Source organism: Rathayibacter sp. VKM Ac-2804 (genome assembly GCF_009866655.1).
Lineage (GTDB): Bacteria > Actinomycetota > Actinomycetes > Actinomycetales > Microbacteriaceae > Rathayibacter.
The window spans coordinates 3,198,847-3,224,427 of record NZ_CP047420.1; the positions used below are offsets into that span (position 1 = coordinate 3,198,847).

The following is a 25,581-nucleotide window of genomic DNA, read 5'->3' on the forward strand; positions in this document are numbered from 1 at the left end:
AACGAGCGATGAGCAGCACCACGGAGAGCACGCGCGGCGGACGGCGGCCCCGCCGCGGCAAGGACGACGGCCCCCGCGCCTCCTTCTCGCAGCTCGTCCCCTACCTGCTGGAGCACCGCGGCATCCTCTCGGTCGTGGTCGTGCTCAGCCTCTTCGGCGCCGCCGCCAGCCTCGCCCAGCCGCTCGTCGTCGGCCAGGTCATCACCCGCGTGCAGGACGGCCTCGACCTCGGCCCGCTCGTCTGGGCGCTCCTCGTCCTCGTCGTCGCCTCCGGCCTGATCTCCGGCTTCGCGCACTACCTCCTCCAGCGCACCGGCGAGGGCATCGTCCTCTCCAGCCGCCGCCGCCTCGTCGCGCGGCTGCTCCGCCTGCCGATCCGCGAGTTCGACGCCCGCCGCACCGGCGACCTCGTCTCCCGGGTCGGCTCCGACTCCACCCTCTTGCGCGCCGTGCTCACCCAGGGCCTCGTGGACTCGATCGCGGGCTCGCTGCTCTTCGTCGGCGCGATCGTCGCCATGGCGATCATCGACTGGGTGCTGCTGCTGATCATCGTCGTCGTGGTCGCCGTCGCCCTCGGTGCGGCCCTCACCCTCGGGCGCGGCATCCGCGTCGCCAGCCGGAAGGCGCAGGAGAAGGTCGGCGACCTCGCCGCCGCCGTGGAGCGCGCGATCAGCGCCGTCCGCACCATCCGCGCCGCCGGCGCCACCGACCGCGAGATCGCCGTCGTCGACACGCACGCGACCGAGGCGTACCGGCTCGGCATCCGCGTCGCGCACATCTCGGCGCTCGTCGTCCCGGTCGCCGGGATCGCGATGCAGGTGGCCTTCCTCGCCGTGCTCGGCGTCGGCGGCTACCGCGTCGCCTCGGGCGCGATCGACATCGCGCAGCTCGTGTCGTTCATCCTCTTCCTCTTCATGATGGTGATGCCGCTGGGCAACTTCATCGGCGCGATCACCTCGGTCAACTCGGCCCTCGGCGCGCTCGGCCGGATCCAGGAGATCATCGACCTGCCGATCGAGGGCGACGGCGAGCGCGACGGCGGCGGCCTCGGCCCGGGCGTCGCGGACTCCGCGATCGCCTTCGACGACGTGGTCTTCTCCTACGACGAGAAGGCCCTCGACGTCGACGAGGACGCGCGCGACCGCACCGTCCTGCGCGGCGTCTCCTTCACGGTCCCGCGCGGCAAGCGCACCGCCCTGGTCGGACCGTCCGGTGCCGGCAAGAGCACGATCCTCGCGCTGATCGAGCGCTTCTACGACCCCGAGGCCGGCGTGGTCCGGCTCGGCGGCGTCGACATCACCGCGATCGACCGCGACGCCCTCCGCGCCCAGATCGGCTACGTCGAGCAGGACGCACCGGTCCTCGCCGGCACCCTCCGCGAGAACCTCGTGCTCGGCCGCCCCGACGCCTCCGACGAGGACTGCCTGCGGGTGCTCGACGCCGTGAACCTCACCGACGTGCTCGAGCGCAACCCGCTCGGCCTGAACGCGCCCGTCGGCGAGAGCGGCGTGATGCTCTCCGGCGGCGAGCGCCAGCGCCTCGCCATCGGCCGCGCGCTCCTCGCCGCGCCGCCGATCCTGCTGCTCGACGAGTCCACCTCGAGCCTCGACGGTCTGAACGAGCAGCGCCTCCGGCTGGCGATCGACGCCGTGGCCGAGAACCGGACGCTCCTCGTCATCGCGCACCGCCTCTCGACGGTCGTCGACTCCGACCAGATCGTGGTGCTGCAGAAGGGCGAGGTCGTCGGGATCGGCACGCACTCCGAGCTCGTCGAGTCGACGCCGCTCTACCGCGATCTGGCCAAGCACCAGCTGCTGGTCTGAGCCGGGCGGCCGGGCCTTCGGGCGGCCGTCAGCGCGGCGGCATCCGCAGCGCGCCGTCGAGGCGGATCACCTCGCCGTTGAGCATCGGGTTCTCGATCACGTGGCGCACCAGCGCGGCGAACTCCGACGGCCGGCCGAGCCGGGCCGGGTGCGGGACCGCCGCGCCGAGCGCCGTGCGGGCGGCCTCCGGCAGCCCGGCGAGCAGCGGGGTGTCGAAGGTGCCGGGCGCGATCGAGACGACGCGGATCAGCGCCGCGGCCAGCTCCCGTGCCAGCGGCAGGGTCAGCGCGGCGACGGCGCCTTTCGAGGCGGCGTAGGCGGCCTGGCCGATCTGCCCCTCGAAGGCGGCGATCGACGCCGTGGTGACCAGGACGCCGCGCTCGCCGTCGACCGGCTCGCCCTGCGCGATCGCGGCCGCGGCGAGCCGCAGGACGTTCAGCGTGCCGACGGTGTTGATCCGGAGGACCCGCTCGAAGGCGTCGAGCGCCAGCGGCCCGTCGCGGCCGAGGAGCCGGCCCGGGGTGGCGACGCCTGCGCAGGTCACGGCGATCCGCAGTCCGTCGGCGGCCGCCACGGCCCGCTGAACGGCGTCGGTGTCGAGGACGTCGCCCGCGACGCGCCGGACCGACTCCGGCAGGTCGGCGCTGTCGAGAGCCGCCGGCAGATCGAGCACGACGACCCGCGCTCCGGCCTCGGCGAGGGCGCGCGCCGTCGCGGCTCCGAGCCCCGAGGCTCCGCCGGAGACCAGCGCCGCGCAGCCCTCGACGCGCATCAGGGCGCGATCGTCGGGGCGGGCGCGTCGGTGGACAGCGCCTCGGCGGAGCAGTCGGTGAGGGTGCGGTCGTAGTCGGCGATCGCCTCCTGGGCCGCCAGCCACTCCGTCTCGCTCACGGACCCGTCCGGCGCGGTGGGCCGCTCGTTCAGGCCGTAGCGCGCGAGGCAGCGGGTGATCAGCTGCGAGACCGTGTCGCCGCCGTCCGTGATCGCGTCGGTCGCTCCCGGCGCGGGGTCGGTCGCCCGGATCGTCCGCGCGGGGGTGGCGCCCGAATCGGGGACCTCGGCCGGGTCCAGCGCGCAGCCGGCGGTCAGCACCAGCAGCAGCGCGGCGGCGGGCGTGAGCAGCGCGCGGGCGGCGGAGGGCCGGGAGCGCTCGGACATGGACGACCTCGAGGAGTGGGCGGTGGCGGAGGAACGGGGCGGCAGCGGAGGGCCGGTGCCGGGCGGTTTCGTGGCGAGCGTAGCGCAGGCCCGCGGAGCGGCGTGCCAGGCCTGCGCGGAATGACGGACCACGGCCCGGACGGGGGTCAGGGCGCCGCGAGTGCCCACATCGCGACCGCGCTCGCGGCGGCGACGTTGAGCGAGTCGATCCCGTGCCGCATCGGGATCTGCACCGCGACGTCCGCTGCGGCCAGCGCCTCGGCGGTGAGCCCCTCCCCCTCGGTGCCGAGGACGAGTGCGACCCGCTCCGGAGCGGCGGCGGCGAAGTCGCGCAGCGGCACCGCCTCCGGCGTCAGCGCCATCGCCGCGATCGTGAAGCCCGCGTCGTGCAGCAGCGCGCGGGTGCCCGGCCAGTCGCCCACCCGCGTCCACGGCACCTGCAGCACCGTGCCCATGCTCACGCGGATCGCGCGGCGGTAGAAGGGGTCGGAGCAGCGCGGCGTCACCAGCACGGCGTCGGCGCCGATCGCGCCGACCGAGCGGAAGATCGCGCCGACGTTGGTCGGGTCGACCACGTTCTCGATCACGACCACGCGGCGCGCGTCGGCGAGCAGCTCCGCGGGGTCGGCCAGCACCGGCCGGTCCAGCGCGGCGATCAGGCCGCGGTGCAGCGTGTAGCCGGTCAGCTCGGCCAGCAGCTCGCCGGGCCCGGTGAACACCGGCACGTCCCGGCCGCCGAGCAGCCGCTCGGCCTCCTCGACGGAGCCGCCGAGGGAGAGCACCGAGCGCGGCCGGTGCCCCGCGGCGAGGGCCCGCTCGAGCACCAGCGCCGACTCCGCGAGGTAGAGCCCGTGCGGGCCGCGGGCGTTCTTCAGCGCGACGTCCGTGGCGTGCGCGTAGTCGCGCAGCCGGGGATCCTCGAGCGAGCGGACCTCGATCAGCTCCACGGATCAGGCGAAGGGATCGGGGGTGAGCGTGTACTTCGTGCTGAGGTACTCGTGGATGCCCTCGAGGCCGCCCTCGCGGCCGAGGCCCGACTGCTTGACGCCGCCGAACGGCGCCGCCGCGTTGGAGACGACGCCGACGTTGAGGCCCATCATCCCGGTGGCGAGCCGCTCGATCATCCGCTGACCGCGGGCGAGATCGCGGGTGAAGACGTAGGAGACGAGCCCGAACTCGGTGTCGTTGGCGAGAGCGACCGCCTCGTCCTCGTCGCGGAACGGCACGATCGCGAGCACCGGGCCGAAGATCTCGGTGCGCAGGATCTCGCTGCCGGGCGCGACCCCCGCGAGCACCGTCGGCTCGTAGAAGTGCCCCGCTCCGTCGACGCCGTGCCCGCCGATGCGGATCTCCGCGCCGCGGTCGACAGCGTCCCGGACGAGCGAGGCCGCCTTGTCGACCGCGCGGTCGTCGATCAGCGGACCGATCGTGACGCCCGCCTCGGTGCCGCGGCCGACGGTCAGAGCGCGGACCCGCTCGGTGACGCGAGCGGCGAACTCCTCGGCGATCGACTCGTGCACGAAGAACCGGTTCGCGGCCGTGCAGGCCTGCCCGATGTTGCGGAACTTCGCGAGCATCGCGCCCTCGACCGCGCGGTCGAGGTCCGCGTCCTCGAAGACGACGAACGGCGCGTTGCCGCCGAGCTCCATCGAGGTGCGCAGCACGCCCTCGGCCGCCTGCTGCAGCAGCGTCCGGCCGACCGGGGTCGAGCCGGTGAAGGAGAGCTTGCGCAGCCGCGGATCGGAGAGGATCGGCTCGGACAGGGCGCCCGCCGACGAGGTCGTGACGACGTTGACCACGCCGTCGGGCACTCCCGCCTCGGCGAGCAGGGCCGCGAAGGCCAGCGTCGTCAGCGGCGTCAGCTCGGCCGGCTTCACGACGACGGTGCAGCCCGCGGCCAGGGCCGGGGCGATCTTGCGCGTCGCCATCGCGAGCGGGAAGTTCCACGGGGTGATCAGGTAGCACGGGCCGACGGGGTGCTGCGAGACGATCATCCGCCCCGTGCCCTCCGGGTTCACGCCGTAGCGACCGGAGATGCGCACCGCCTCCTCGCTGAACCAGCGGAGGAACTCGCCGCCGTAGGCGACCTCGCCCAGCGCCTCGGCGAACGGCTTGCCCATCTCGAGCGTCATCAGGAGGGCGAAGTCGTCCTTGCGCTCCTGCAGCAGGTCGAAGGCGCGGCGGAGGATCTCCGCTCGCTTCCGGGGTGCCGTCGCGGCCCAGGCCGGCCCCGCCTCGACGGCGGCGTCGAGCGCACGCAGACCGTCCGCCGGAGTCGCGTCGGCGATCGTGCGGATCACCTCGCCGGTGGCCGGATCCTCGACGTCGATCGTGCCGCCGCCCGAGCCGTCGACCCAGGCGCCGCCGATGAGCAGCTGCGCGGGGACGCGGGCGAGCAGGGCCGCCTCGGCGGCGCTTCGAACGACGGAATCACTCACGAGAACACTCTTCCTGTGCGGATCGAGTCGCGCGGACCCCGCACGACGATGCTTCTCAGTCTACGACCGGCCCCCGGCACTCCTCAGGAGCCGGTCGCCGCTGTGGACGGACGAGCCCCTGTGGAGGAGGCCTCGACGTGCACGCCCGCCTCGGCGAGCTCGCGCAGCGCGGCGGCGCTCGCCTCGGCCGACACTCCGGCCACGAGGTCGGAGAGCACGCGGACCTCGAGGCCTGCCGCGCGCGCATCCAGAGCCGACGCCCGCACGCAGTAGTCGGTCGCGAGCCCCACGACGTCGAGTCCGGTCACGCCCAGGCGCTCGAGGAGCGCCGGCACCGGCTCGCCGTCGACGGTCGCCCCCTCGAAGGCCGAGTAGGACGGCCGACCCTGGCCCTTGCGGATGTGCGCATCGACCGCGTCCAGGGCCAGCGCCGGGTGGTACTCCGCCCCCGGGGTCCCCGCGACGCAGTGCACCGGCCAGGTGTCGACGTAGTCGGGCTCGGCGGCGAAGTGCCCGCCGTTGTCGGAGTCGCCGTCGTGCCAGTCGCGCGAGGCGAGCACGGCCGCGTAGCGATCGGCGCTCGCGGCGAGGTGGGCGGTGATCCCCTCGGCGACGCGGGTGCCGCCGGCGACGGCGAGCGCGCCGTTCTCGGTGAAGTCGTTCTGCACGTCGACGATCAGGAGTGCCGTGGTCATGGTGGTCCTCTCGGGTCGGGAATCGGGGCTTTCGCGCGCGGTCAGGAGTCGGAGAGCGCGCCGCCGCAGCGGTAGACGCCGGTGACGAGCGTGTCGATGGCGGTCTTCGCCGAGTCGGAGACGTCGCCGAGCGCGTAGACGGCGAAGGTGAGCGCGGTGCCGTCCTGGGCGTCGACGACCCCGGCGAGCGTGTAGCCGCTGTCGATCCAGCCGGTCTTGGCGCGGACCGCGCCGTCGGCCACCGCGTTGTCGCCGGCGAAGCGGTCGGCGTAGGACAGCGAGCCGGTGCGCCCCGAGACGGGGAGCCCGTCGAGGAGGACAGCGAGCTGCCCCTCCCTGGCCTGCACCTTCCGCAGCAGGCTCGTGAAGTACGCGGGGGCCACCGCGTTGTCGTCGCTCAGGCCAGAGCCGTCGACGATCGCGATCCCGGTCGTGTCCACTCCGTAGCCGGCGAGACCCTGGAGGACCCCCGCCTGCTCGGCGCCGAAGGTGTTGCCCGAGCCGGTGCGGATCGCGACCAGGCGGGCGAGCATCTCGGCGATCGCATTGTCCGAGACGAGCAGCATCTGCTGCACGAGCGTGCTCACCGGGGCGGACTCGACGGTGCCGAGCACCCTCGCGCCCGCCGGGGCGGTGCCGGTGCTCACCGTCGGCGAGCCGGTCAGCTCGTCGGCGAAGGCGTCGCCCGCCCGGCCGATCGGGTCCTCGCCCCGGCGGGAGGTGGAGGCGGTCGGGTCCGCGCGGTCGCCGTCGACCTGCAGGGCGGTGATCTCGGGCATGTAGCCGTCGGTCTGCTCCTTGCGGTTCCAGCTCGGCTGCCAGGTGTCCCCGGAGTAGAGCGACGCGTCGAGCACGACGGACGAGATCGCGGTGCCCGCCGTCGCCGGATCGGCGTCCCAGGCGCTCTCGACCTGGGCGGCGAGGTCGTCGAGGTGCGCGGCGCCGGCGTAGACCGACTCCTGACCGCTCGGCAGCCGGCTCAGCGTGAGGTCTCCCCCGCCCACCAGCACGACGCTGCCGGGAGCGTCGCCCGCGACGACGGTCGTGGCGAACCGGGTGTCGGGGCCGAGGACGGCGAGCGCGGAGGCGGCGGTGAGGATCTTGAGGGCGGAGGCGGTGCGCGAGGCGGTCGTGCCGCCGCGGTCGAAGAGCACCTCGCCGGTCGCGGCGTCGACGACCCGCGCCTGCATCGAGCCGAGCCGCGGGTCCGCGGCGAGCCCGGCGACGGAGCAGGTGCGCAGCGCCTCTGCGGTCTCGGTGCCGGCGGGGCGGGCGGTGGGCGTCGGCGTCGCGGCGGGCGGGGTCGTCGGCGCGGTCGCCAGTGCGGAGGGCGAGGGCGCTGCGGCCGGAGTCGTCGTGCGCCCGATGGCGGTCCCGGCGCCGAAGGCTCCGATGCCGAGCAGCACGGCGACGGCGGCCACCGCGGCCACGAGGGCGCGCGGTCGGCGGCGGGGCGGGGTGTCGGTCATCCGGACCAGGGTAACCGGCCGGGATCGACGGGCCCTGAGGGCGATGACGGCACTCGCGGCTGCACCACGACGACGAAGACGGAGCCGCCTGTCGGAATCGAACCGACGACCTTCTCATTACGAGTGAGACGCTCTACCGACTGAGCTAAGGCGGCGTGCTCGCGGGGCGATGGCCCCGGACACGATTACACAGCATAGCCTGCTCGCGGGCCGGGGCGTGAATCGAGGCGCGGAGCCCGCGGGCTACTCCGCGAGGGCGCCGCGGAGCTCCTCGAACGAGTGCACGATGAGGCCCGGCAGCGCATCGCGACCGTCGTGATCGACCCAGCCCGCCCACGCGTGCCGCATGGCCGCGAGACCGAGCAGGGTGAGCATCCTGGCCCGGCTGCGCACCGCCTCGGCGTCCGTCCCGCCGCGGGTCAGGCGCTCGGCGACCAGGTCCTCGATCGCCACCTCGAACTCCCGCATCCCGGCGATCTTCAGGCCGACGAGCTGGGGGTGCTCGCGGAAGAGGCTCCGTCGCAGCAGGTGCAGCTCGCGGTCCTCCTCCCCCGGGACCTCCGCCGCCGCGACGAAGACGGCCTGCAGGTCGGCGAGCAGCGGCGCAGCACCGGCGAGGAACGCGGCCGCGGTCTCGTCGGAGATCACGGGCAGACCGCCGACGAGGGCGTCCTCCTTCGAGGCGAAGTAGTTGAAGAAGGTGCGGGTCGAGACATCGGCGGTGCGCGAGACGTCCTCGATCGTCACCCGGTCCGGACCGCGCTCGCTCGCGAGCCGCAGGACCGCGGTCTCGATGGCGCGCCGGGTGGCGAGGCGCTTGCGCTCGCGCAGGCCCGGCTGCTCCGGAGCGCTGCGGCGCTCCTGCTCGGTCAGCACTGCGGGTCCTCCTCGGGGACGACGCCCTCGAGCAGGTAGGCGTCGACGGCGTCGTTCACGCACGCGTTCGACTTGTTGTAGGCCGTGTGCCCCTCGCCGTCGAAGGTGAGGAGATGCCCGTCGGACAGCTCGCCCGCCAGCGCCTGCGCCCAGACGTAGGGGGTCGCCGGGTCGTTGGTGGTGCCGACGACGAGGATCGGGGCCGCGCCCTCCGCCGTGATCGGCTCGCGGGAGCCCTCGAAGGCCGCCGGCCACTCGCCGCAGAGGATGTCGCCGTAGGCCAGGTAGCGGCCGAGCGTCGGCGCCGCCGCCTCGAGCTCGGCCGCGTCTGCTCGCATGGACTCCGTCTCGGAGTCGTAGGCGTAGTCGACGCAGTTGATCGCGAGGAAGGCCTCGGTCGTGTTGCCGTCGTAGCCGCCCTCGGCCGTGCGGCCGTTGTAGGCGTCCGCGTACTGGAAGGCGATCTCCGCTCCGCCCCGGCGGACGTCGGTGAGCATCTCGCTCAGCCCGCCCCAGGACGAGGCCGAGTAGAGCGGGTAGACGATCGCTGTGAGCAGCGTGCTCGAGCCGAGCTGCCGACCGTCCTCCGCGCGGATCGGCGAGGCGTCGACCCGCGCGAGCAGCGCGGCGACCTGCGTGAGCGCGTCGTCGACGGTGCCGGTGAAGGGGCAGCCCTCCGAGCCGAGGCAGTCGGCGAGGTAGGCGCGCAGCGCGCTCTCGAAGCCGATGGCCTGCTCGCGCACCACGTCGAGCGACGTCGCCGCCGGGTCGATCGCGCCGTCGAGCACGAGCCGGCCGACGCGGTCGGGGAAGAGCCCGGCGTAGGTGGCGCCGAGGAAGGTGCCGTAGGAGTAGCCGAGGTAGTGCAGCGACTCGTCGCCCAGCGCCGCGCGCAGCACGTCGAGGTCGCGCGCCGCGCTGGTCGTGCCGACCTCCGGCAGCAGCGCGCCGCTGCGCTCCTCGCAGGCCGCGGCGAAGGCGGCCGAGGCGGTGCGCTGGGCGGCGATCCACTCGTCGCTGCCGCGCTCACCCGGGACGATGTCGTACAGGTAGGAGTCGAGGCCGGCGGCGTCGAGGCAGGACACCGCGGTAGAGGCGCCGACGCCCCGCGGGTCGAAGCCGACGACGTCGAAGCGGGCCGCGAGCTCGGCGTCGACCGCGTAGTCGAGGCTGTCCCGGACGAGCTCGACTCCGGAGCCGCCGGGCCCGCCGGGGTTCACCAGCAGGGAGCCGATCGCGTCGCCGCCCGTCGCCGGGTGGCGCACCAGGGCGATCGAGGCGGTGTCGCCGGTGGGCTCGTCCCAGTCGAGCGGGACGGTCGCGTCGGTGCACTGCATGCCGTCGCCGCACTCGTCCCAGACCAGGGTCTGGCCGTAGTACTGCTCGAGGCCGGCCTCGACCGGCTGCGCGGCGGGCGTCGACGTGCGCTCGGGCGACGGCCCGGGCGCGAAGCAGCCGGAGAGCAGGGCGACCGCGGCTCCGACGGCCGCGATCGCCGACCAGCGGCCCGCGCGCCTCATGCCGCCACCGGGCGCCGGGCGGCGACGACGAGCATCGCCTCGAGCGCGAGGACGGGCGAGACGTTCGCGTCGATGCGCTGGCGCGCCGTCGCGACGGCGTCGAGCACCGCGAGCGTGCGGTCGGGGGCGGTGGACCGGGCCAGCGCGGTCATCTCGGCGCGCACCTCCTCGTTGATCACGCCGCCGGGGGCGCCCAGCTGCAGGCGCACGACGTCGCGGTAGAGCGACAGCAGATCGACGAGGATCCGGTCGAGGCCGTCGCGGAGGCTGCGCGTCGCGCGCCGCTTCTGATCCTCCTCGAGGGTCCGCAGCTGCGAGCGGAGCTGCGCTGGGATCGTGCCGCCGGGCTCGACGCCGAGCGAGCGCAGCGCCTGCTGCCGCTCGACCTCGTCGCGCTCGAGCGTGTACGCCTTCGCGTCCTCGGTGGCGACCTCGATCATCCGCGCGGCGCCGAGCACCGCGTCCGACACCCCGCGCAGTCCGAGGGCGATGCGGAGGGTCTCCTCGCGCCGCTCGCGGGCGTTCGCATCGGTCGCGAGCCGGTGCGCCATGCCGATGTGGCTCTGCGCCTGCCGGGCGGCGCGCTCGGCGGTCGCCGCGTCCACGCCGTCACGTCGCTCGAGGAGGCCCGCGACGTCCTCGACGCTCGGCACCCGGAGCCGCACCGAGCGCACGCGCGAGCGGATGGTCGGCAGCAGGTCGGCCTCGCTGGGCGCGCAGAGGATCCAGACGGTGCGCTCCGGCGGCTCCTCGAGCGCCTTGAGCAGCACGTTCGAGGTGCGCTCGCTCATCCGGTCGGCGTCCTCGATGACCATGACGCGGTAGCGCGAGACCGACGGCGAGTACTGCGACGAGGAGACGAGCCGGCGCACCTCCTCGATCGAGATGATGACGCGCTCGGTGGCGAGCACCGCGAGGTCGGGGTGCGAGCGGGCGGCGACCTGCGCGCAGTCGGGGCACTCGCCGCAGCCGCCGCGGCGGCAGAGCAGCGCGGAGGCGAACGCGTAGGCGAGGTTCGACCGGCCGGAGCCGGGGGGCCCGGTGATCAGCCAGGAGTGGGTCATCGCGGACGATTCGCGGCCGTTCTCGTCGCGGGGGGTCGAGGCGTCGCGCAGGGCGCCGATGGCGTGCTCCTGACCGACGAGCTGGCTCCAGACACTCACGGTTCCAGGCTAACCGCGGGGTCCGACAGCGGGCCGCGCGCCGCGAGGACCGGCGTCGAGCATCGGCTCGATGCGCGCGCGGACGGCGTCGGCGAGCTCGTCGACGGGGCGGCTGGCGTCGAGGACGAGGAAGCGCTCGGGGTCCGCGGCGGCGAGGTCGAGGAAGGCCTGGCGCACGCGGCCGTGGAACTCCGCCTTCTCGGCCTCGAGCCGGTCGTAGCGGGTGCGCGCGGCGTCGAGCCGGGTGCGGGCCACGGCGGGATCGAGGTCGAGCAGCACCGTGAGGTCGGGGCGCAGGTCGCGGGTCGCCCACTCCGAGAGGGAGCGGACCTCCGCGGCGTCGAGCACCCGGCCGGCACCCTGGTAGGCGACGGAGGAGTCGATGTAGCGGTCCTGGACGACGACCTCGCCCCGCTCGAGCGCGGGGCGGACGAAGGTGCCGATGTGCTGCGCGCGGTCAGCGGCGTAGAGGAGCGCCTCGGCCCGCGGATCGATCTCCCCGCGGTGGTGCAGCACGATCTCGCGGATCTGCACGCCGACATCGGTCCCGCCCGGCTCGCGGGTGCGCCGCACGGTCTCGCCGCGCGAGCCCAGCCACTCCTCGAGCAGCCGGGCCTGCGTGGTCTTGCCCGCGCCGTCCCCGCCCTCCAGGGTGACGAAGAGGCCGGTCACGACTCCGTCGCGCCCGTCGTCTTCGCCGCGGTGCTGCGGGCTCGGGTGGTGGCGGGCTTCTTCGCGGCGGTGGTCTTCGCCGCCGTGGACTCAGCGGCCGTGGTCTTCGCCGCCGTGGTCTTGGCCGTCGTCGCCTTCGCCGCCGTGGTCTTCGCGGCGGTGGTCTTCGTCGCCGTCGTCTTGGCTGCCGTGGTCTTCGCCGCGGGCTTCTTGGCGGGCGCCCGCTTGGCCGGGGCCTTCTTGGGCGCCGGGCCCTTCGCCCGCTTGTCCGCGAGCATCTGGACCGCCTGCTCGAAGTCGATCTCCTCGATCGGCTGGCCCTTGGGGATGGTGACGTTGGTCTCGCCGTCGGTCACGTAGGCGCCGAAGCGGCCGTCGCGGATCCGGATCGGCTTGCCGCTGACGGGGTCGGCCTCGAACTCCGCGAGGGCGCTCGTGGCGCGCTTGGCGCCGTACTTCGGCTGGGCGAACACCTCGAGCGCGGTCGGCAGGTCGACCTCGAAGATCTGGTCCTCGCTGGTGAGTGAGCGGCTGTCCGTCCCCTTCTTCAGGTACGGGCCGTAGCGGCCGTTCTGCGCGGTGATCGGCTCGCCCGACTCCGGGTCCTCGCCGACGGTGCGCGGCAGGTCGAGCAGGCGCAGCGCGGTGGCGAGATCGACGGTCGCGACGTCCATCGATTTGAAGAGCGAGGACGTGCGCGGCTTCACCGCGGCCGGCTTCTTGGCGCCGCGCTTGGCCGGCGCCGACTCGACGACCTCGCCGGTGGCGGGGTCGGCGGTGGTCTCCGGCTCCGGGTCGACCTCGGTCACGTACGGGCCGAAGCGGCCGTCCTTGACCACGACGGTCTTGCCCGAGTCCGGGTTGCTGCCGAGCACGCGGTCGGTCTGCACGGGGGCGTCGACCAGCTCCTGCGCCTTCGCGGGCGTGAGCTCGTCGGGAGCGAGCTCGAGCGGCAGGTTGACGCGGCGCGGCGTCTCCTGCCCCTCCTCCTGGGCGACCTCGAGGTAGGGGCCGTACTTGCCGATGCGCAGGGTGATGTCGTCGGTGATCCGGACCGAGTTGATGCTCTTCGCATCGATCTCGCCCAGGTTGTCGACCACGTGGCGGAGCCCCGGCTGGTCGCCGCCGCCGAAGTAGAAGCGGTTCAGCCAGTCGACCCGGTCCTCCTCGCCGCCGGCGATGCGGTCGAGGTCGCCCTCCATCGCGGCGGTGAAGTCGTACTCGACGAGGTCGGAGAAGAACTCCTCGAGCAGGCGCACCACCGAGAAGGCGATCCAGTTGGGCACGAGCGCCGTGCCGCGCGGGGTGACGTAGCCGCGGTCGACGATCGTCGTGATGATCGAGGCGTAGGTCGAGGGGCGCCCGATCCCCAGCTCTTCGAGCGACTTGACGAGGCTCGCCTCCGTGTACCGCGGGGGCGGGGACGTCTCGTGGCCCTTGGCCTCGACCTCGGCGACGACGAGGCTCTGGCCGACCTCGAGGACGGGCAGCTTGGCGTCCTTCTCGTCGCGGGCGCCGTGGCGCTCCTCGTCGCGGCCCTCCTCGTAGGCGAGCAGGAAGCCGCGGAAGGTGATGACCGTTCCGGAGGCGGTGAACTCGGCGGTGCGCTCCGTGTCGCCGGCCGGGTTGGCGAGCAGGGTGACCGTCGCGGTCGAGCCCTTCGCGTCGGCCATCTGCGAGGCGACGGTGCGCTTCCAGATCAGGTCGTAGAGGCGGTGGTCGTTGCCGCGGAGGGTGCCGGCGAGCTGGTCCGGGGTGCGGAAGGTCTCGCCCGCGGGGCGGATCGCCTCGTGCGCCTCCTGCGCGCTCTTGTTCTTGCCGGAGTAGAGGCGCGGCTTCTCGGGCACCGTCTCGGCGCCGTAGAGCGAGGCCGCCTGCGAGCGGGCGGCGTTCAGCGCCTGCTGCGAGAGGTTGGGCGAGTCGGTCCTCATGTAGGTGATGAAGCCGTTCTCGTAGAGCGACTGGGCCACGCTCATCGTCTGGCGCGCCGAGAAGCGGAGCTTGCGCGCCGCCTCCTGCTGGAGCGTCGAGGTGGTGAACGGAGCGGCGGGGCGGCGCGAGTAGGGCTTGGACTCGAGGTTCGAGACGCGCACGAGCGTCTTCGGGTCGCGCAGCGCCTCGGCGAGGGCGCCGGCGGACGACTCGTCGAGGACGGTGACGTCGCCCTTGAGCTGTCCGCGGTCGTCGAAGTCGCGGCCGCTGCCGATCCGCTTGCCGTCGAGGCGCGCCAGGCGGGCGTCGAAGGCCGCCGAGGCGTCGGCCTCGGGGGCGAGGACCGTCGCGAGGTCCCAGTAGGAGGCGGAGACGAACGCGAGGCGCTCGCGCTCGCGGTCCACGACGAGGCGGGTGGCGGCGGACTGCACGCGGCCGGCGGAGAGCCCGGGCCCGACCTTGCGCCAGAGCACCGGCGAGATCTCATAGCCGTAGAGGCGGTCGAGGATGCGGCGGGTCTCCTGCGCGTCGACGAGAGAGGTGTCGATGTCGCGGGTGTTGTCGCGGGCCTTCTGGATCGCGTCCTTGGTGATCTCGTGGAAGACCATCCGCTTCACGGGGACCTTGGGCTTGAGCTCCTCGAGGAGGTGCCACGCGATGGCCTCGCCCTCGCGGTCCTCATCAGTGGCGAGGAAGAGCTCGTCGGCGTTCTTCAGCGCGCGCTTGAGATCGGCGACCGTCTTCTTCTTCTGGTCGGAGACGACGTAGTAGGGCTCGAAGCCGTTGTCGACGTCGACGGAGAACTTGCCCAGCCCGCCCTTCTTGAGCTCGGGCGGCAGGTTCTTCGGCTCGATGAGGTCGCGGATGTGCCCGACGGAGGCGAGCACCTCGTACCCCTCGCCCAGGTACTGGGCGATGGTCTTGGCCTTCGCCGGCGACTCGACGATCACCAGCTTCTTCGTGCCGGACACAGTTCTCCTCGATTGATGCTGTCGGGTCGGACGATTCAGTGGATCCGACGGGTCCCCTTCGGCGGGGAGGCGGTGCGCGGCGTCCGCACGAGGAACGACGATCCGTTCGCGTCGGCTTCGGGCGCCCGACAGGCACACCATACACACTGACCCCGGGCGTCCCGCGCCGCCGTCCACTCGCCGCGGGCTGGGAGCGCCCCGGTCGCCGCCCGGCGATCCGCCGGATCGCCCGGGCCGCACCCCGTGACGGATCGCGGCGATCGGCGCATGATGACAGGCATGGCAACGACGCACCCCACCTCCGCTCCGACCATCTCCGCCTACACCGCGAAATTCCTCGACGGACCGCTCGAGGGCAAGACCCTCCGCCGCTCCTACGGCGAGGCCACGGCCCCGGCGGGCCGCCTCGAGATCCCGGCCGCCCGCGAGGGCGCCCGCTACCTCTATCTCCTCGCCGGCGCGCTCGAGCACGAGGAGGGCGGCGGCGCCCGGCCCACCGCTGCGGCCTACCGCTACCTGCGGGTCAGCTCGGACTGAGGACCGGGAGCTCCTCCCCTCCGGCTCCGCGTCGGCTCGCTGCCGCGGTCACGGCGGGGGTCCGGCGCGCGATCGGGCGGGCAGCGCGAGCGGTCCGACGGCCACGACGACCTCGACGGTCGCGATCCCTTCTTCCAGCGCGCACCCCGCGAGGGTCGCGGTCATTGCTCCGGCGACCCGCTCGGCCTCCCCGCACGGCTCTCCCGGGAACAGACCGGAGGCCGCGTCCGCCGCGGCGAGCGCCGCCGCGTCCGCCGCCGCCACCGCCCGCTGATGCCCGACGACTCCCCCGCACCCGGCGAGCACGGCCGCCGTGACCAGGATCGTCGCCGCGACGACCCCGACCGCGACGACCGCCGCCGAGCCGTCCTCCCCCGCGCGGTCGCCCTCTCCCCCCACCCGTCGGCCTCGGCCTCTCCACCTGCCCCTCCGTGGACTCATCGCCCTCCTCCCAGCGCGCAGGACCGGATCGAGACCGGCAGCGCCACCGCCGGCAGCGGCCGCAGCTCCGCGGCGACGTCCACGCAGACGAGCCCGCCGTCCGCCGAGGTCGCCACGCTCGCACCCGCGTCCGCCCGGGCCACCGGACGCACCGGATCGTCCCCGCGCGCCAGCGAACGCGCACCGTCGGCCGCCGCATCGACGAGCCGGACGTACTGCGCCGAGGCCGCGACCGAGCCGAGGCAGAGCGCCAGCACGACCACTACCGCCGGCAGCACCACCGCCAGCTCCGCCGTCGCAGAGCCCTCCTCGCCCCGACCGCCTCCGCCCGGCCGGCCCTCCCCCGCTCGGACCATCGCCCGGGTGCCGCCGAAAGAGCACCGCACCGCTCATCCCCCCGAGGTGAGCGCCCGCGTCACCAGGTCGGTGAGGATCCCCCTCACCTCGTCGCCTTTGAGGATCACCACCAGCAGACCCGCGAAGCCGACCGCCGCCATCGTGGCGATCGCGTACTCGGCGGTGGCCGAGCCCTCCTCGTCGCCCCAGCGCCGCAGAGGCCCCGCCTCCCAGGCGGGCTGCGGGAAGCACTCCCGCGCCGCCCCGAGGCCCGCCGCCCCGATCATCCCCGCCCCGATCGTCCCCGCACCGTTCCTCCGACTGCCGTCCATCGCTCGCTCCGTTCGCCTTCGCTGCCCCCACTCGAGGATCGTCGAGCCCGGAGCCGCCCGGAGCCGCCCCCACCCGAACGGTGGAGAGACGAGGAAGGAGCGGCCTGTGGAGAGCGCCCGCGCACCCGCTCACCCCTGCTCCGCGAACGTCGACAGCAGCACCGAGATCATCATCGGAGCCACCCCCAGCAGCAGGAACGCCGGGAGCACGCACACTCCCAGCGGCAGCAGCAGCGTCACCCCGAGCTTCGCCGCCCGCTCCCGCGCCTCGGACGCCGCCCGCACCCGGGCCAGCGCCGCCTCGCTCCGCAGCAGCCGCCCCGCGGGCACCCCCCGCCGCGGCCGACAGCGCGAGCACCGGCTCCGCGGCCTCCAGCGCCGGCGGTCCCGACGCGAGCCCGCACTCGTCGAGCGCCGCCAGCACCCGCTCCCGCCCGCCGCCGATCGATCCGCCGCCCGCGAGCGCCACCGCGAGCAGGTCGAGCGCCAGTCCGGCGCCGGATCGCCCGGGCCGGCGCCGCGGACGAGACGCCGCGTCCACGCGGCGGCGGCGAGCATCAGCCCGAGCCCGCCGCCGAGGCAGACGAGCCCCGCCACCGTCCCGAGCAGCACGCCGAGCACGTCGAAGCCGAGCAGCGTCCCGAAGCCGAGCGCCACCAGCGGCAGCACCCCGACCACCCGGCTCGTCGCGAGCGGACCCGCCAGAGCGACCTCGATGTCCCGCCGCGCCCGGCCCAGCTCGCGCATCGACTCCGCCAGCTCGGCGAGGGCTGCGGCGATCGGAGCGCCGGAGTCGGCGGCGACCCGCCAGCAGGCGGCGAGCGCCGCCCACGCAGTCTCCTCGCCGTGATCGCGCGGGCGTCGCGCGACGCCCTTCCCACGGCGGATCGCGCGCACACCCGCCCGCGCGCCCCTCTCCCCCGGCGAGGCGCGGGCACACCGGCCAGGATCGCCGCCGTGACGTCCCCGCCGCGGGCCGCCTCGACCGCCACGGCGCGCAGCAGCCGGCGGCGGCGCGCCGCTCCCGCCGCCTCCGAGCCGTCCGACGCCGCGAGGTGCCCGAGCGCCGACGCCGGCGCGACACCCGCGGCGAGCAGCACCGCCAGCCGGTGCACCACCGCGGCCACCTCGTCGATCCCCCCGTCGCGTCTCACGACGAGGACCGGCGCGGCCGGGCGCCCTCCTCGATCCGCAGCCGCCCGGCGGGATCGAGTCGGAAGCAGCCCGAGGCTGCGAGCCGGCGCCGGCCGCCCCGCCGCTCGAGGTGCAGCACCAGGTCGATCGCGCTGACCGTCTGCCGCGCGACCGCCTCCGGCCCCATGCCCGCGAGCGAGCCGAGCGCCTCCAGCCGCGCGGGGACGTCGGCGAGCGAGTTGGCGTGCAGCGTCCCCGCTCCCCCGTCGTGCCCCGTGTTCAGCGCCGAGAGCAGATCGCGCAGCTCGACCCCGCGGCACTCGCCGAGCACGAGCCGGTCCGGTCGCATCCGCAGCGCCTCGCGGACGAGACGGTCGAGACCGACGCCGCCGGCTCCCTCGAGGTTCGCCTGGCGCGCCTCGAGCGAGACGACGTGCGGGTGCGCGGGCCGCAGCTCACCGACGTCCTCGATCACGACCAGGCGCTCGTGCGGGGGCGCGCAGCCCAGGAGCGCGCCGAGGAGCGTGGTCTTGCCCGAGCCGCCGGCACCCGTGACCAGGAGGTTCCAGCGCGCCTCGACCGCCCGCCGGAGCAGGCCGCGGCCGGCGTCGTCGAGCATCCCCGCCGCGTGCAGCTCGTCGAGACTCCAGGCGTCGGCCCGCGGGACGCGCACGGAGATCAGCGTCCCGGCGGTCGCCACGGGCGGCAGCACCACATGCACGCGGACTCCGTGCGTGAGGCGCACGTCCACGCACGGGCTCGCCTCGTCGACGTGCCGGCCGCCCGCCGCGACCAGCGACACCGCCAGCCGCCGGGCACCCGCGGCGTCGAGCGTCCACGACGGGACGCGGACCGCTCCGCCGCCGCGGTCGAGCCAGAGACCGGAGTCCCCGTTGACGAAGAGGTCGGTCACCGCAGGGTCCGCCGCGAACGGGGCGAGCAGGCCCAGCGCCGCCGCCGCGGGACGGACCGGCGCGGACCGCGGTGCACCGCCGTCCTCCTCACCCGGTGGGCGAGGTGCGTCCGGGCGATAGACGGCGGGAACGAGCGGGACGAAACCGGTGGTCATCCGGGAACGCTAGGAGCGCGCGCTCGCCGGTGGCGCGCAGAAGACCGCAGCGGTGGACGGCGGGGCCGAGGACGCCCCTGGGGAGGAGCGACGTGCCCGGCGCGTCCTCGCGCGAGCCGGAGACGCATCCGGCCGACTGCGAGCCGACCGTGCGGATCCTCCGGGGAGCTGAGCGCTCGACCAGCGGAGGGAAGAGAAGGGGGCGGCACCCATTGGGGGGAACAGGTGCCGCCTCGGCGGCGCTGGATTGGGGGGAATCACTTGCGCCGCTGAGCCGAAGTTCATTCGGCCGTATGCAACGTTAGGGCACGGAGGCCGTTTCGCCAAGTCCGATTCGCGTTCTGAGCCGACTCTTCACGAAACCCCGCCGGACGGTCAGCTTCGCGTCGCCCCCTCCCCGCCCCGGAGCCGGACGCTACGGTGGTCCGGAACCGACCACGCCGGACGGCGCACGTCGCACTCGCGAAGGAGCGAATCGCAGATGTCCACACCCCTCGACGCGTCCGGGGCCGCCGGCTCGAGCGCCATCGACAGCCTCCAGCAGGAGACGCGGCGCTTCCCGCCGCCCGCGGAGTTCGCCGCCGACGCCGCCGCGACCGCCGGGCTGGCCGAGCAGGCCGCCGCCGACCGCCTCGCCTTCTGGGCCGACCGCAGCCGCGAGCTGCTGCACTGGCACCGGCCGTTCACGCGCACCCTCGACTGGAGTGAGCCGCCCTTCGCGCGCTGGTTCGACGACGGCGAGCTCAACGTCGCCTACAACTGCCTCGACCGGCACGTCCTCGCCGGCCACGGCGACCGCGTCGCGATCCACTGGGAGGGCGAGCCCGGCGACAGCCGCGACCTCACCTACGCGGAGCTCACCGCCGAGGTGAAGCGCGCGGCCAACCTCCTCACGAGCCTGGGCGTGCAGGCCGGCGACCGTGTCGCGATCTACCTGCCGATGATCCCCGAGGCCGTCGTCGCGATGCTCGCGGTCGCCCGCCTCGGCGCCGTGCACTCGGTCGTCTTCGGCGGCTTCAGCGCCGAGAGCCTGCGCGCGCGGATCGACGACGCGGAGGCGAAGCTCGTCATCACCGCGGACGGCGGCTGGCGCAAGGGCTCGGTCTTCCCGCTCAAGCCCGCCGTCGATGCGGCGCTCGCCCTGGACGGCGGCGGGTCGAGCGTCGAGCACGTCCTCGTGGTCCGCCGCGGTGGCAACTCCGTCGAGTGGAGCCCGGGGCGCGATCTGTGGTGGCACGAGGAGATCGTCGCGGTCGACGCCGACCACGTCGCCCGTCCGTTCCCCGCCGAGCAGCCGCTGTTCATCCTCTACACCAGCGGCACGACCGGGAAGCCCAAGGGCATCCTGCACACCAGCGGCGGCTACCTCACCCAGGTCGCGTACACGCACCGCACCGTGTTCGACCTCAAGCCCGAGACCGACGTCTACTGGTGCACCGCCGACGTGGGCTGGATCACCGGGCACAGCTACGTGGTCTACGGACCGCTCGCGAACGGCGCCACGCAGGTCATGTACGAGGGCACGCCCGACACCCCGCACGCCGGGCGCTGGTGGGAGATCATCGAGAAGCACGGCGTGACGATCCTCTACGCCGCCCCCACCGCCGTCCGCACCTTCATGAAGCTCGGGCGGCAGATCCCGCAGCGCTTCGACCTGTCCAGCCTGCGCCTGCTCGGCTCGGTCGGCGAGCCGATCAACCCCGAGGCCTGGATCTGGTACCGCGACGTCATCGGCGGCGGCCGCACCCCGATCGTCGACACCTGGTGGCAGACCGAGACCGGCGCGATCATGGTCTCCCCTCTGCCCGGCGTCACCACCCTCAAGCCGGGCTCGGCGCAGGTCCCGGTCCCCGGGATCTCGATCGACGTCGTCGACGACTCCGGCGCCCCGGTCGGCGCGGGCTCCGGCGGGCTGCTCGTCATCACCGAGCCCTGGCCGTCGATGCTGCGCGGCATCTGGGGCGACCCGGAGCGCTACGTCGAGACCTACTGGTCGAAGTTCGGCGATCGCTACTTCGCCGGCGACGGAGCGCGGCTCGACGAGGACGGCGACCTCTGGCTGCTCGGCCGCGTCGACGACGTGATGAACATCTCGGGCCACCGCCTGTCGACGGCCGAGATCGAGTCGGCCCTCGTCTCGCACCCGGTCGTCGCGGAGGCGGCCGTGGTGGGCGCGGCGGACGAGACCACCGGCCAGGCCGTCGTCGCCTTCGTCATCGCCAAGGCGAGCCGGGCGGAGGCGCTCGCGGGCGGCCACGACGAGCTCGAGGCCACGCTCAAGGCGCACGTCGCCGAGCACATCGGCGCGATCGCCCGGCCCAAGCGCATCTTCATCGTGCAGGAGCTGCCGAAGACCCGCTCCGGCAAGATCATGCGCCGGCTGCTGCGCGACGTGGCGGAGGGCCGCGCCGTCGGCGACACGACCACGCTGGCCGACACCCAGGTGATGGCCGTCATCTCCTCCGCGGTCGCCGCCGAGGACTGAGCCGCCGAGGACTGAGCCGCCGAGGACCGGGCCGCGGACGACGGGCCCGCCGGGAACGCCGAAGGGCGCCGCCTCCGAGAAGGAGAGCGGCGCCCTTCGGCGTTCGGGCCGGGGCCCGGATCAGGCGAACGCGACGATCAGCTCGACCTCGACCGGAGCGTCGAGCGGCAGCTCCGCCACGCCGACGGCCGAGCGCGCGTGCCTGCCCGCCTCGCCGAAGACGTCGCCGAGCACCTCGGAGGCCCCGTTGATCACGCCGGGCTGGCCGTTGAAGCCCGGCGCGGAGGCGACGAAGCCGGTGACCTTGACGATCCGGGTCACCCGGTCGAGCGAGCCGATGACGTCGGCGATCGCGGCCAGTGCGTTCAGCGCGCAGACGCGGGCCAGGTCCTTCGCGACCTCGGGCTCGACGCCCGCGCCGACCTTCCCGGTCGCCGGCAGTGCGCCGTCGACGAACGGGATCTGCCCGGCCGTGAAGACCAGGTTCCCCTCGACCACGGCCGGGATGTAGGCGCCGGCCGGCACCGCGACCGCGGGGAGCTCGATGCCCAGCTCGGCCAGGCGCTCGGCGATCACGCGCCGGCCTCGGCGACCGGGCGCTTGAGGTAGGCCACGAGCCCGCCCTCGGGCCCGGTGACGATCTGCACGAGCTCCCAGCCCTCGGAGCCCCAGGTGTTCAGGATCGCGGTGGTGTTGTGGATCATCAGCGGCGTCGTGATGTATTCCCAGCGGGGAACGGACATGGCTCTCCTCGTGAGGCAGGGGTGCGGATGCCGGGCGGACCGCACCCGGAGGAGTCGGCGCCGGCGGGTCGAGCCGCGTCCCGTGTCAGGAGCGGCGGTTACGCTGATTCTATGTCGGGGGCAGTCGGGAACAGGGTCGTCACGTCCATCGGCGCCGCGGTCGGAGGACTGATCGGGATCGTCGCCATGAGCGTCATCGCCGGAGTCCTCGTCGCGGCGTCGGTCACCCCGGCGATCGCACTCGGAGGCATGGCGGCGAACAACACGGTGACGATGTTCGACAACCTCCCCGAGTACCTCGAGATCGGCACGCTCGCCGAGAAGAGCGACGTCTACGCGAAGGACGCGAACGGCGGGGACGTGCTCCTCGCCTCGTTCTACGCGCAGAACCGCGTCGAGGTCGGCTGGGACGACATCTCGCCGTTCGTGAAGGACGCGGTCGTCGCCTCGGAGGACCCGCGCTTCTACGAGCACGGCGGCATCGACCTGCTCGGCACGATCCGCGCCGCCGCCACGGTCGCCTCGGGCGGCAACGTGCAGGGCGGCTCGTCGATCACGCAGCAGTACGTCAAGAACGTGCTCGTGCAGAAGGCGGAGGCGCTCTCGGACCCGATCGAGCGCGACGCCGCCTACCGCGAGGCCACGGAGACCACCGCCGAGCGCAAGGTCGCCGAGATGCGGCTCTCGATCGGGCTCGAGAAGGAGTACCCGAAGAACGACATCCTGCTCGGCTACCTCAACATCGCGCTCTTCGGCGGCACGGTCTACGGGATCGAGGCGGCGGCGCGCTACTACTTCGACACCAGCGCGCGCGACCTCACCCTCGCCCAGTCGGCCGCCCTCATCGCGATCGTCAACAACCCGGAGAAGTTCCGCTTCGACCGCCCCGACGACCCGGCGAACCTCGCCGTCGAGGGCTACCCCGAGACGCTCAACCGCCGCAACTACATCCTCACCCGGATGGGGATCGAGTCGAAGGTCACCCCGGAGCAGATCGGCGAGGCCGCCTCGACGCCGGTCGTCCCCGTGATCACCGAGCCGAGCACCGGCTGCCAGACCGCCGGCATCGCCGCCTACTTCTGCGACTACGTGACCTGGGTGATCAAGAACGACGACGCCTTCGGCGCGAGCCAGGACGAGCGCGACGCGACCTTCAAGCGCGGCGGCTACCAGATCTACACGACCCTCGACTCCGACCTGCAGGAGGCGGCGGTCGCGGCCACCGAGGACTGGGTGCCGAAGTCGATGGCGCGGGTGAACATCGGCAGCGCGAGCGTCTCGGTCGAGGTCGGCACCGGGCGCATCCTCGCGATGACCCAGAACAAGGACTACTCGAACGACCCCGACGTCACCGGCGCCAACTACACCAGCGTCAACTACAGCACCGACTTCGGCTACGGCGGCTCCAGCGGCTTCCAGGTCGGCTCCACCTACAAGGTCTTCACCCTCGCCGAATGGCTGCAGGAGGGCCGCGCGCTGAACGAGACCGTCGACGGCACCCGTCGCGCCTACACGACCTTCCGCGACAGCTGCGAGCCCGACGGCACCTACTACGGCGACAGCTGGGACCCCAAGAACGACGAGGGCGGCAACGGCGGCGTCTACTCCGCGCTCGACGCGACCAAGGGCTCGATCAACACCGGCTTCGCCGCGATGGCGCAGCAGCTCGACCTCTGCGGCATCCGGAACACCGCGCTCGCGATGGGCGTGCACCGCGCCGACGGCACCGAGCTGCAGAAGTTCGCACCGACCATCCTCGGCACCAACGAGATCGCGCCGCTGACGATGGCGACCGCCTTCGCGGGCTTCGCCAACAAGGGCACCGTCTGCACGCCGATCGCGATCGACCGGATCGTCGACCGCGGCGGCGCCGATGTCGCGCCGCCCGCGAGCACCTGCACGCAGGGCATGTCCGAGCAGGTCGCCGCGACCGCGGACTTCGCCCTCCAGCAGGTGATGACGGGCGGCACCGGCCGGGCCTCCGCGACCGGCACCGGCGTCCCGCACATCGGCAAGACCGGCACCACCGACAACGCCGTGCACACCTGGATGGTCGGCGCGAGCACCGAGGTGGCCACGGCGACCTGGGTCGGCAACGTCAGCGGCTTCACCTCGATGCGCGGCTTCAGCCTCAATCGGGTCAACGCCGGCCAGGTGCGCCACCAGATCTGGCCGCGGATCATGCGCGTCGCCGACCAGAAGTACGGCGGATCGGCCTTCCCGTCACCCGAGCAGTCGCTCGTCGACGCGCCGCAGCAGGCGGTGCCCGAGGTGACCGGCCAGAACCCCGCCGCCGCCACCGCCCGTCTGCGCGAGCTCGGCTTCGTCGTGACGGTCGACCCGAACCGCGTGCCCTCCGACCGACCCGCGGGCTCGGTCGCGCAGACGAACCCGCCGGCCGGCTCCCGCCTCACCCGCGGGGCCCCGATCGCACTGCAGATCAGCGCCGGTCCGTCCACCCCGCCGCCCGGCGGCTGACGCCGGGTCGTCCCCCGCGCCGCGTCGGGCAGACTGTACGCGGTCGCTCCCGCGCCCCGCCCCCGACGAGAGAAGGATCCATGACCGGACGCAGCGCTCGCCCCCTCACCACGGCCCTCGCGGCCGTCGCCGCCGTCGGGAGCGCCGCCGCCGTCTGGGGCATCGCGATCGAGCGGACGCTGTTCACCGTTCGCCACGTGCCCGTCCCCGTGCTCCCCGCGGGCTCCGCTCCGCTGCGGATCCTGCACGTCTCCGACCTGCACATGGCGCCGTGGCAGACGAAGAAGCAGGACTGGATCCGCTCGCTCACCGCCCTGGCGCCCGATCTGGTCGTCGACACCGGGGACAACCTGGGCCACCGCGACGGCGTCCTCGGCATCCGCCGGGCACTCGAGCCCTTCGCCGGCGTCCCCGGCGTCTTCGTCAACGGCTCGAACGACTACTTCGGCCCGCGGGTGAAGAACCCGCTGCGCTACTTCCGCGGCCCGTCGAAGAACCCCGCGCGCAACGCCAGCGACCTCGACACCCGGGCGCTGACGGGCTTCTTCACCGACGAGCTCGGCTGGCAGGACCTCAACAACACGGCGACCAGCCTCGACGTCCGCGGCACCCGGGTCGAGCTGTTCGGCGTGGACGACCCGCACATCGGCCTCGACCGGATCGACCTCGTGGCGGGCGCCGTCGACGAGTTGCGGGCGTCGGAGGACGAGCCGGCCGGCGTCAGCATCGGCGTCGCGCACGCGCCCTACCAGCGCGTCCTGGACGACTTCGTCGCCCGCGGCGCCGAGGTGATCCTCGCGGGCCACACCCACGGCGGGCAGGTCTGCGTGCCCGGCTTCGGCGCGCTGGTGACCAACTGCGACATCCCGCGGGACAAGGTCTCCGGGTTCTCCAGCTGGGACAACGGCCTGCGCAGCGCGCACCTGAACGTCTCCGCCGGGGTCGGCACCTCGATCTACGCGCCGGTGCGCTTCGCCTGCCGCCCCGAGGTCAGCCTGGTGACGCTCGAGCCGGTGGCCTGAGCGGCCCTCGCCCGGCATCACGGCGGGTGTCCGACACCGCCGCCGAAATCGGCTACTATTGACGAGGCTCGTGAGCGGTTCACCGCGAAGAGTCCACCGGGGTGTGGCGCAGCTTGGTAGCGCGCCTCGTTCGGGACGAGGAGGTCGTGGGTTCGAATCCCGCTACCCCGACCGGTGAGAAGCCCGGCCAGGATCGATGATCCGGGCCGGGCTTCTGCGTTCCCGGGCTTCTGCGTTTCCGCGCATCGTCGTTCCCGGGCTTCGTCGTTCCCGGGGCGCAGCCGGAC

General features: G+C 73.9%; 23 protein-coding genes and 2 tRNA genes. 6 read left to right on the forward strand and 19 right to left on the reverse strand.

What is annotated here, in order from left to right; genetic code table 11:
* Positions 1-8 precede the first annotated feature (8 nt).
* A complete protein-coding gene (locus GTU73_RS14985; RefSeq protein WP_160090494.1) occupies positions 9-1,823 on the forward strand; it encodes an ABC transporter ATP-binding protein in 1,815 nt (604 codons plus the stop codon).
* Positions 1,824-1,851: 28 nt separating this feature from the next.
* On the opposite strand, the gene GTU73_RS14990 is transcribed toward GTU73_RS14985, so the two are convergent.
* The 12 genes from GTU73_RS14990 to topA form a co-directional block, all read right to left on the reverse strand.
* Positions 1,852-2,595, reverse strand: coding sequence for an SDR family NAD(P)-dependent oxidoreductase (locus tag GTU73_RS14990; protein WP_160090495.1), 744 nt, complete (start codon positions 2,593-2,595; stop codon positions 1,852-1,854).
* The gene (locus tag GTU73_RS14995) at positions 2,595-2,981 is read right to left on the reverse strand and encodes a hypothetical protein (protein WP_160090496.1); all 387 of its coding nucleotides are present in this window, start codon (positions 2,979-2,981) and stop codon (positions 2,595-2,597) included. The genes GTU73_RS14990 and GTU73_RS14995 overlap by 1 nt, the downstream gene beginning before the upstream one ends.
* A gap of 146 nt (positions 2,982-3,127) precedes the next feature.
* Positions 3,128-3,928 carry an RNA methyltransferase gene (locus tag GTU73_RS15000; RefSeq protein WP_160090497.1) on the reverse strand — a complete coding sequence of 267 codons (801 nt, stop codon included), beginning with the start codon at positions 3,926-3,928 and terminating at the stop codon, positions 3,128-3,130.
* Positions 3,929-3,931: 3 nt separating this feature from the next.
* Complete coding sequence (locus GTU73_RS15005) at positions 3,932-5,419, reverse strand: NAD-dependent succinate-semialdehyde dehydrogenase (protein WP_160090498.1); 1,488 nt, start codon at positions 5,417-5,419, stop codon at positions 3,932-3,934.
* Between the two features lie 83 nt (positions 5,420-5,502).
* A complete protein-coding gene (locus GTU73_RS15010; RefSeq protein WP_160090499.1) occupies positions 5,503-6,114 on the reverse strand; it encodes an isochorismatase family protein in 612 nt (203 codons plus the stop codon).
* A 41-nt stretch (positions 6,115-6,155) separates the two neighbouring features.
* A complete protein-coding gene (gene dacB, locus GTU73_RS15015) occupies positions 6,156-7,583 on the reverse strand; it encodes a D-alanyl-D-alanine carboxypeptidase/D-alanyl-D-alanine-endopeptidase (RefSeq protein WP_160090500.1) in 1,428 nt (475 codons plus the stop codon).
* An 82-nt stretch (positions 7,584-7,665) separates the two neighbouring features.
* Positions 7,666-7,738 (reverse strand) — tRNA-Thr (locus GTU73_RS15020).
* Positions 7,739-7,826: 88 nt separating this feature from the next.
* Positions 7,827-8,459: a TetR/AcrR family transcriptional regulator gene (locus GTU73_RS15025; protein WP_160090501.1), complete on the reverse strand. Its 633-nt coding sequence runs from the start codon at positions 8,457-8,459 to the stop codon at positions 7,827-7,829.
* Complete coding sequence (locus GTU73_RS15030; protein ID WP_160090502.1) at positions 8,453-9,979, reverse strand: alpha/beta hydrolase; 1,527 nt, start codon at positions 9,977-9,979, stop codon at positions 8,453-8,455. The genes GTU73_RS15025 and GTU73_RS15030 overlap by 7 nt, the downstream gene beginning before the upstream one ends.
* Positions 9,976-11,142: a DNA polymerase III subunit delta' gene (locus GTU73_RS15035; RefSeq protein ID WP_160090503.1), complete on the reverse strand. Its 1,167-nt coding sequence runs from the start codon at positions 11,140-11,142 to the stop codon at positions 9,976-9,978. The genes GTU73_RS15030 and GTU73_RS15035 overlap by 4 nt, the downstream gene beginning before the upstream one ends.
* A gap of 9 nt (positions 11,143-11,151) precedes the next feature.
* Positions 11,152-11,814: a dTMP kinase gene (gene tmk / locus GTU73_RS15040; protein WP_160090504.1), complete on the reverse strand. Its 663-nt coding sequence runs from the start codon at positions 11,812-11,814 to the stop codon at positions 11,152-11,154.
* Entirely contained in the window at positions 11,811-14,717 is a 2,907-nt protein-coding gene (gene topA / locus GTU73_RS15045) for a type I DNA topoisomerase (protein ID WP_160090505.1), read from the reverse strand. Before topA ends, tmk begins: the two co-directional genes overlap by 4 nt.
* Before the next feature lie 279 nt (positions 14,718-14,996).
* Here topA and GTU73_RS15050 point away from each other — a divergent pair, with 279 nt between their 5' ends.
* Positions 14,997-15,254 carry a hypothetical protein gene (locus GTU73_RS15050; RefSeq protein WP_160090506.1) on the forward strand — a complete coding sequence of 86 codons (258 nt, stop codon included), beginning with the start codon at positions 14,997-14,999 and terminating at the stop codon, positions 15,252-15,254.
* Between the two features lie 48 nt (positions 15,255-15,302).
* Here the strand turns inward: GTU73_RS15050 and GTU73_RS15055 are convergent, their stop codons facing one another.
* From GTU73_RS15055 to GTU73_RS15075, 5 genes are all read right to left on the reverse strand, one after another.
* Positions 15,303-15,653 carry an Rv3654c family TadE-like protein gene (locus GTU73_RS15055; protein ID WP_160090507.1) on the reverse strand — a complete coding sequence of 117 codons (351 nt, stop codon included), beginning with the start codon at positions 15,651-15,653 and terminating at the stop codon, positions 15,303-15,305.
* Between the two features lie 38 nt (positions 15,654-15,691).
* Complete coding sequence (locus GTU73_RS15060) at positions 15,692-16,051, reverse strand: TadE family type IV pilus minor pilin (protein ID WP_160091411.1); 360 nt, start codon at positions 16,049-16,051, stop codon at positions 15,692-15,694.
* Between the two features lie 33 nt (positions 16,052-16,084).
* On the reverse strand, positions 16,085-16,363 hold the full coding sequence (locus GTU73_RS19585; RefSeq protein ID WP_347877742.1) for a DUF4244 domain-containing protein: 279 nt from the start codon (positions 16,361-16,363) through the stop codon (positions 16,085-16,087).
* A 129-nt stretch (positions 16,364-16,492) separates the two neighbouring features.
* Positions 16,493-17,260, reverse strand: a complete 768-nt coding sequence (locus GTU73_RS15070) for a type II secretion system F family protein (RefSeq protein WP_160090508.1) — start codon at positions 17,258-17,260, stop codon at positions 16,493-16,495.
* 253 nt (positions 17,261-17,513) lie between these two features.
* Entirely contained in the window at positions 17,514-18,566 is a 1,053-nt protein-coding gene (locus tag GTU73_RS15075; RefSeq protein ID WP_160090509.1) for a TadA family conjugal transfer-associated ATPase, read from the reverse strand.
* A 481-nt stretch (positions 18,567-19,047) separates the two neighbouring features.
* On the opposite strand from GTU73_RS15075, the gene acs reads away from it, so the two are divergent.
* Positions 19,048-21,051, forward strand: a complete 2,004-nt coding sequence (gene acs, locus GTU73_RS15080) for an acetate--CoA ligase (RefSeq protein ID WP_160090510.1) — start codon at positions 19,048-19,050, stop codon at positions 21,049-21,051.
* Positions 21,052-21,171: 120 nt separating this feature from the next.
* Here the strand turns inward: acs and GTU73_RS15085 are convergent, their stop codons facing one another.
* Entirely contained in the window at positions 21,172-21,627 is a 456-nt protein-coding gene (locus GTU73_RS15085) for a RidA family protein (protein ID WP_208543677.1), read from the reverse strand.
* Positions 21,624-21,794: a hypothetical protein gene (locus tag GTU73_RS18965; protein ID WP_164861113.1), complete on the reverse strand. Its 171-nt coding sequence runs from the start codon at positions 21,792-21,794 to the stop codon at positions 21,624-21,626. The genes GTU73_RS15085 and GTU73_RS18965 overlap by 4 nt, the downstream gene beginning before the upstream one ends.
* 111 nt (positions 21,795-21,905) lie before the next feature.
* Between GTU73_RS18965 and GTU73_RS15090 the strand changes: the two genes are divergently transcribed.
* The 3 genes from GTU73_RS15090 to GTU73_RS15100 all read left to right on the forward strand — a co-directional run bounded on the left by GTU73_RS15090 (position 21,906) and on the right by GTU73_RS15100 (position 25,465).
* Entirely contained in the window at positions 21,906-24,272 is a 2,367-nt protein-coding gene (locus tag GTU73_RS15090) for a transglycosylase domain-containing protein (RefSeq protein WP_160090511.1), read from the forward strand.
* A gap of 80 nt (positions 24,273-24,352) precedes the next feature.
* The gene (locus GTU73_RS15095) at positions 24,353-25,294 is read left to right on the forward strand and encodes a metallophosphoesterase (RefSeq protein WP_160090512.1); all 942 of its coding nucleotides are present in this window, start codon (positions 24,353-24,355) and stop codon (positions 25,292-25,294) included.
* Between the two features lie 97 nt (positions 25,295-25,391).
* Positions 25,392-25,465, forward strand: a tRNA-Pro gene (locus tag GTU73_RS15100).
* The last annotated feature ends 116 nt before the right edge of the window (positions 25,466-25,581 follow it).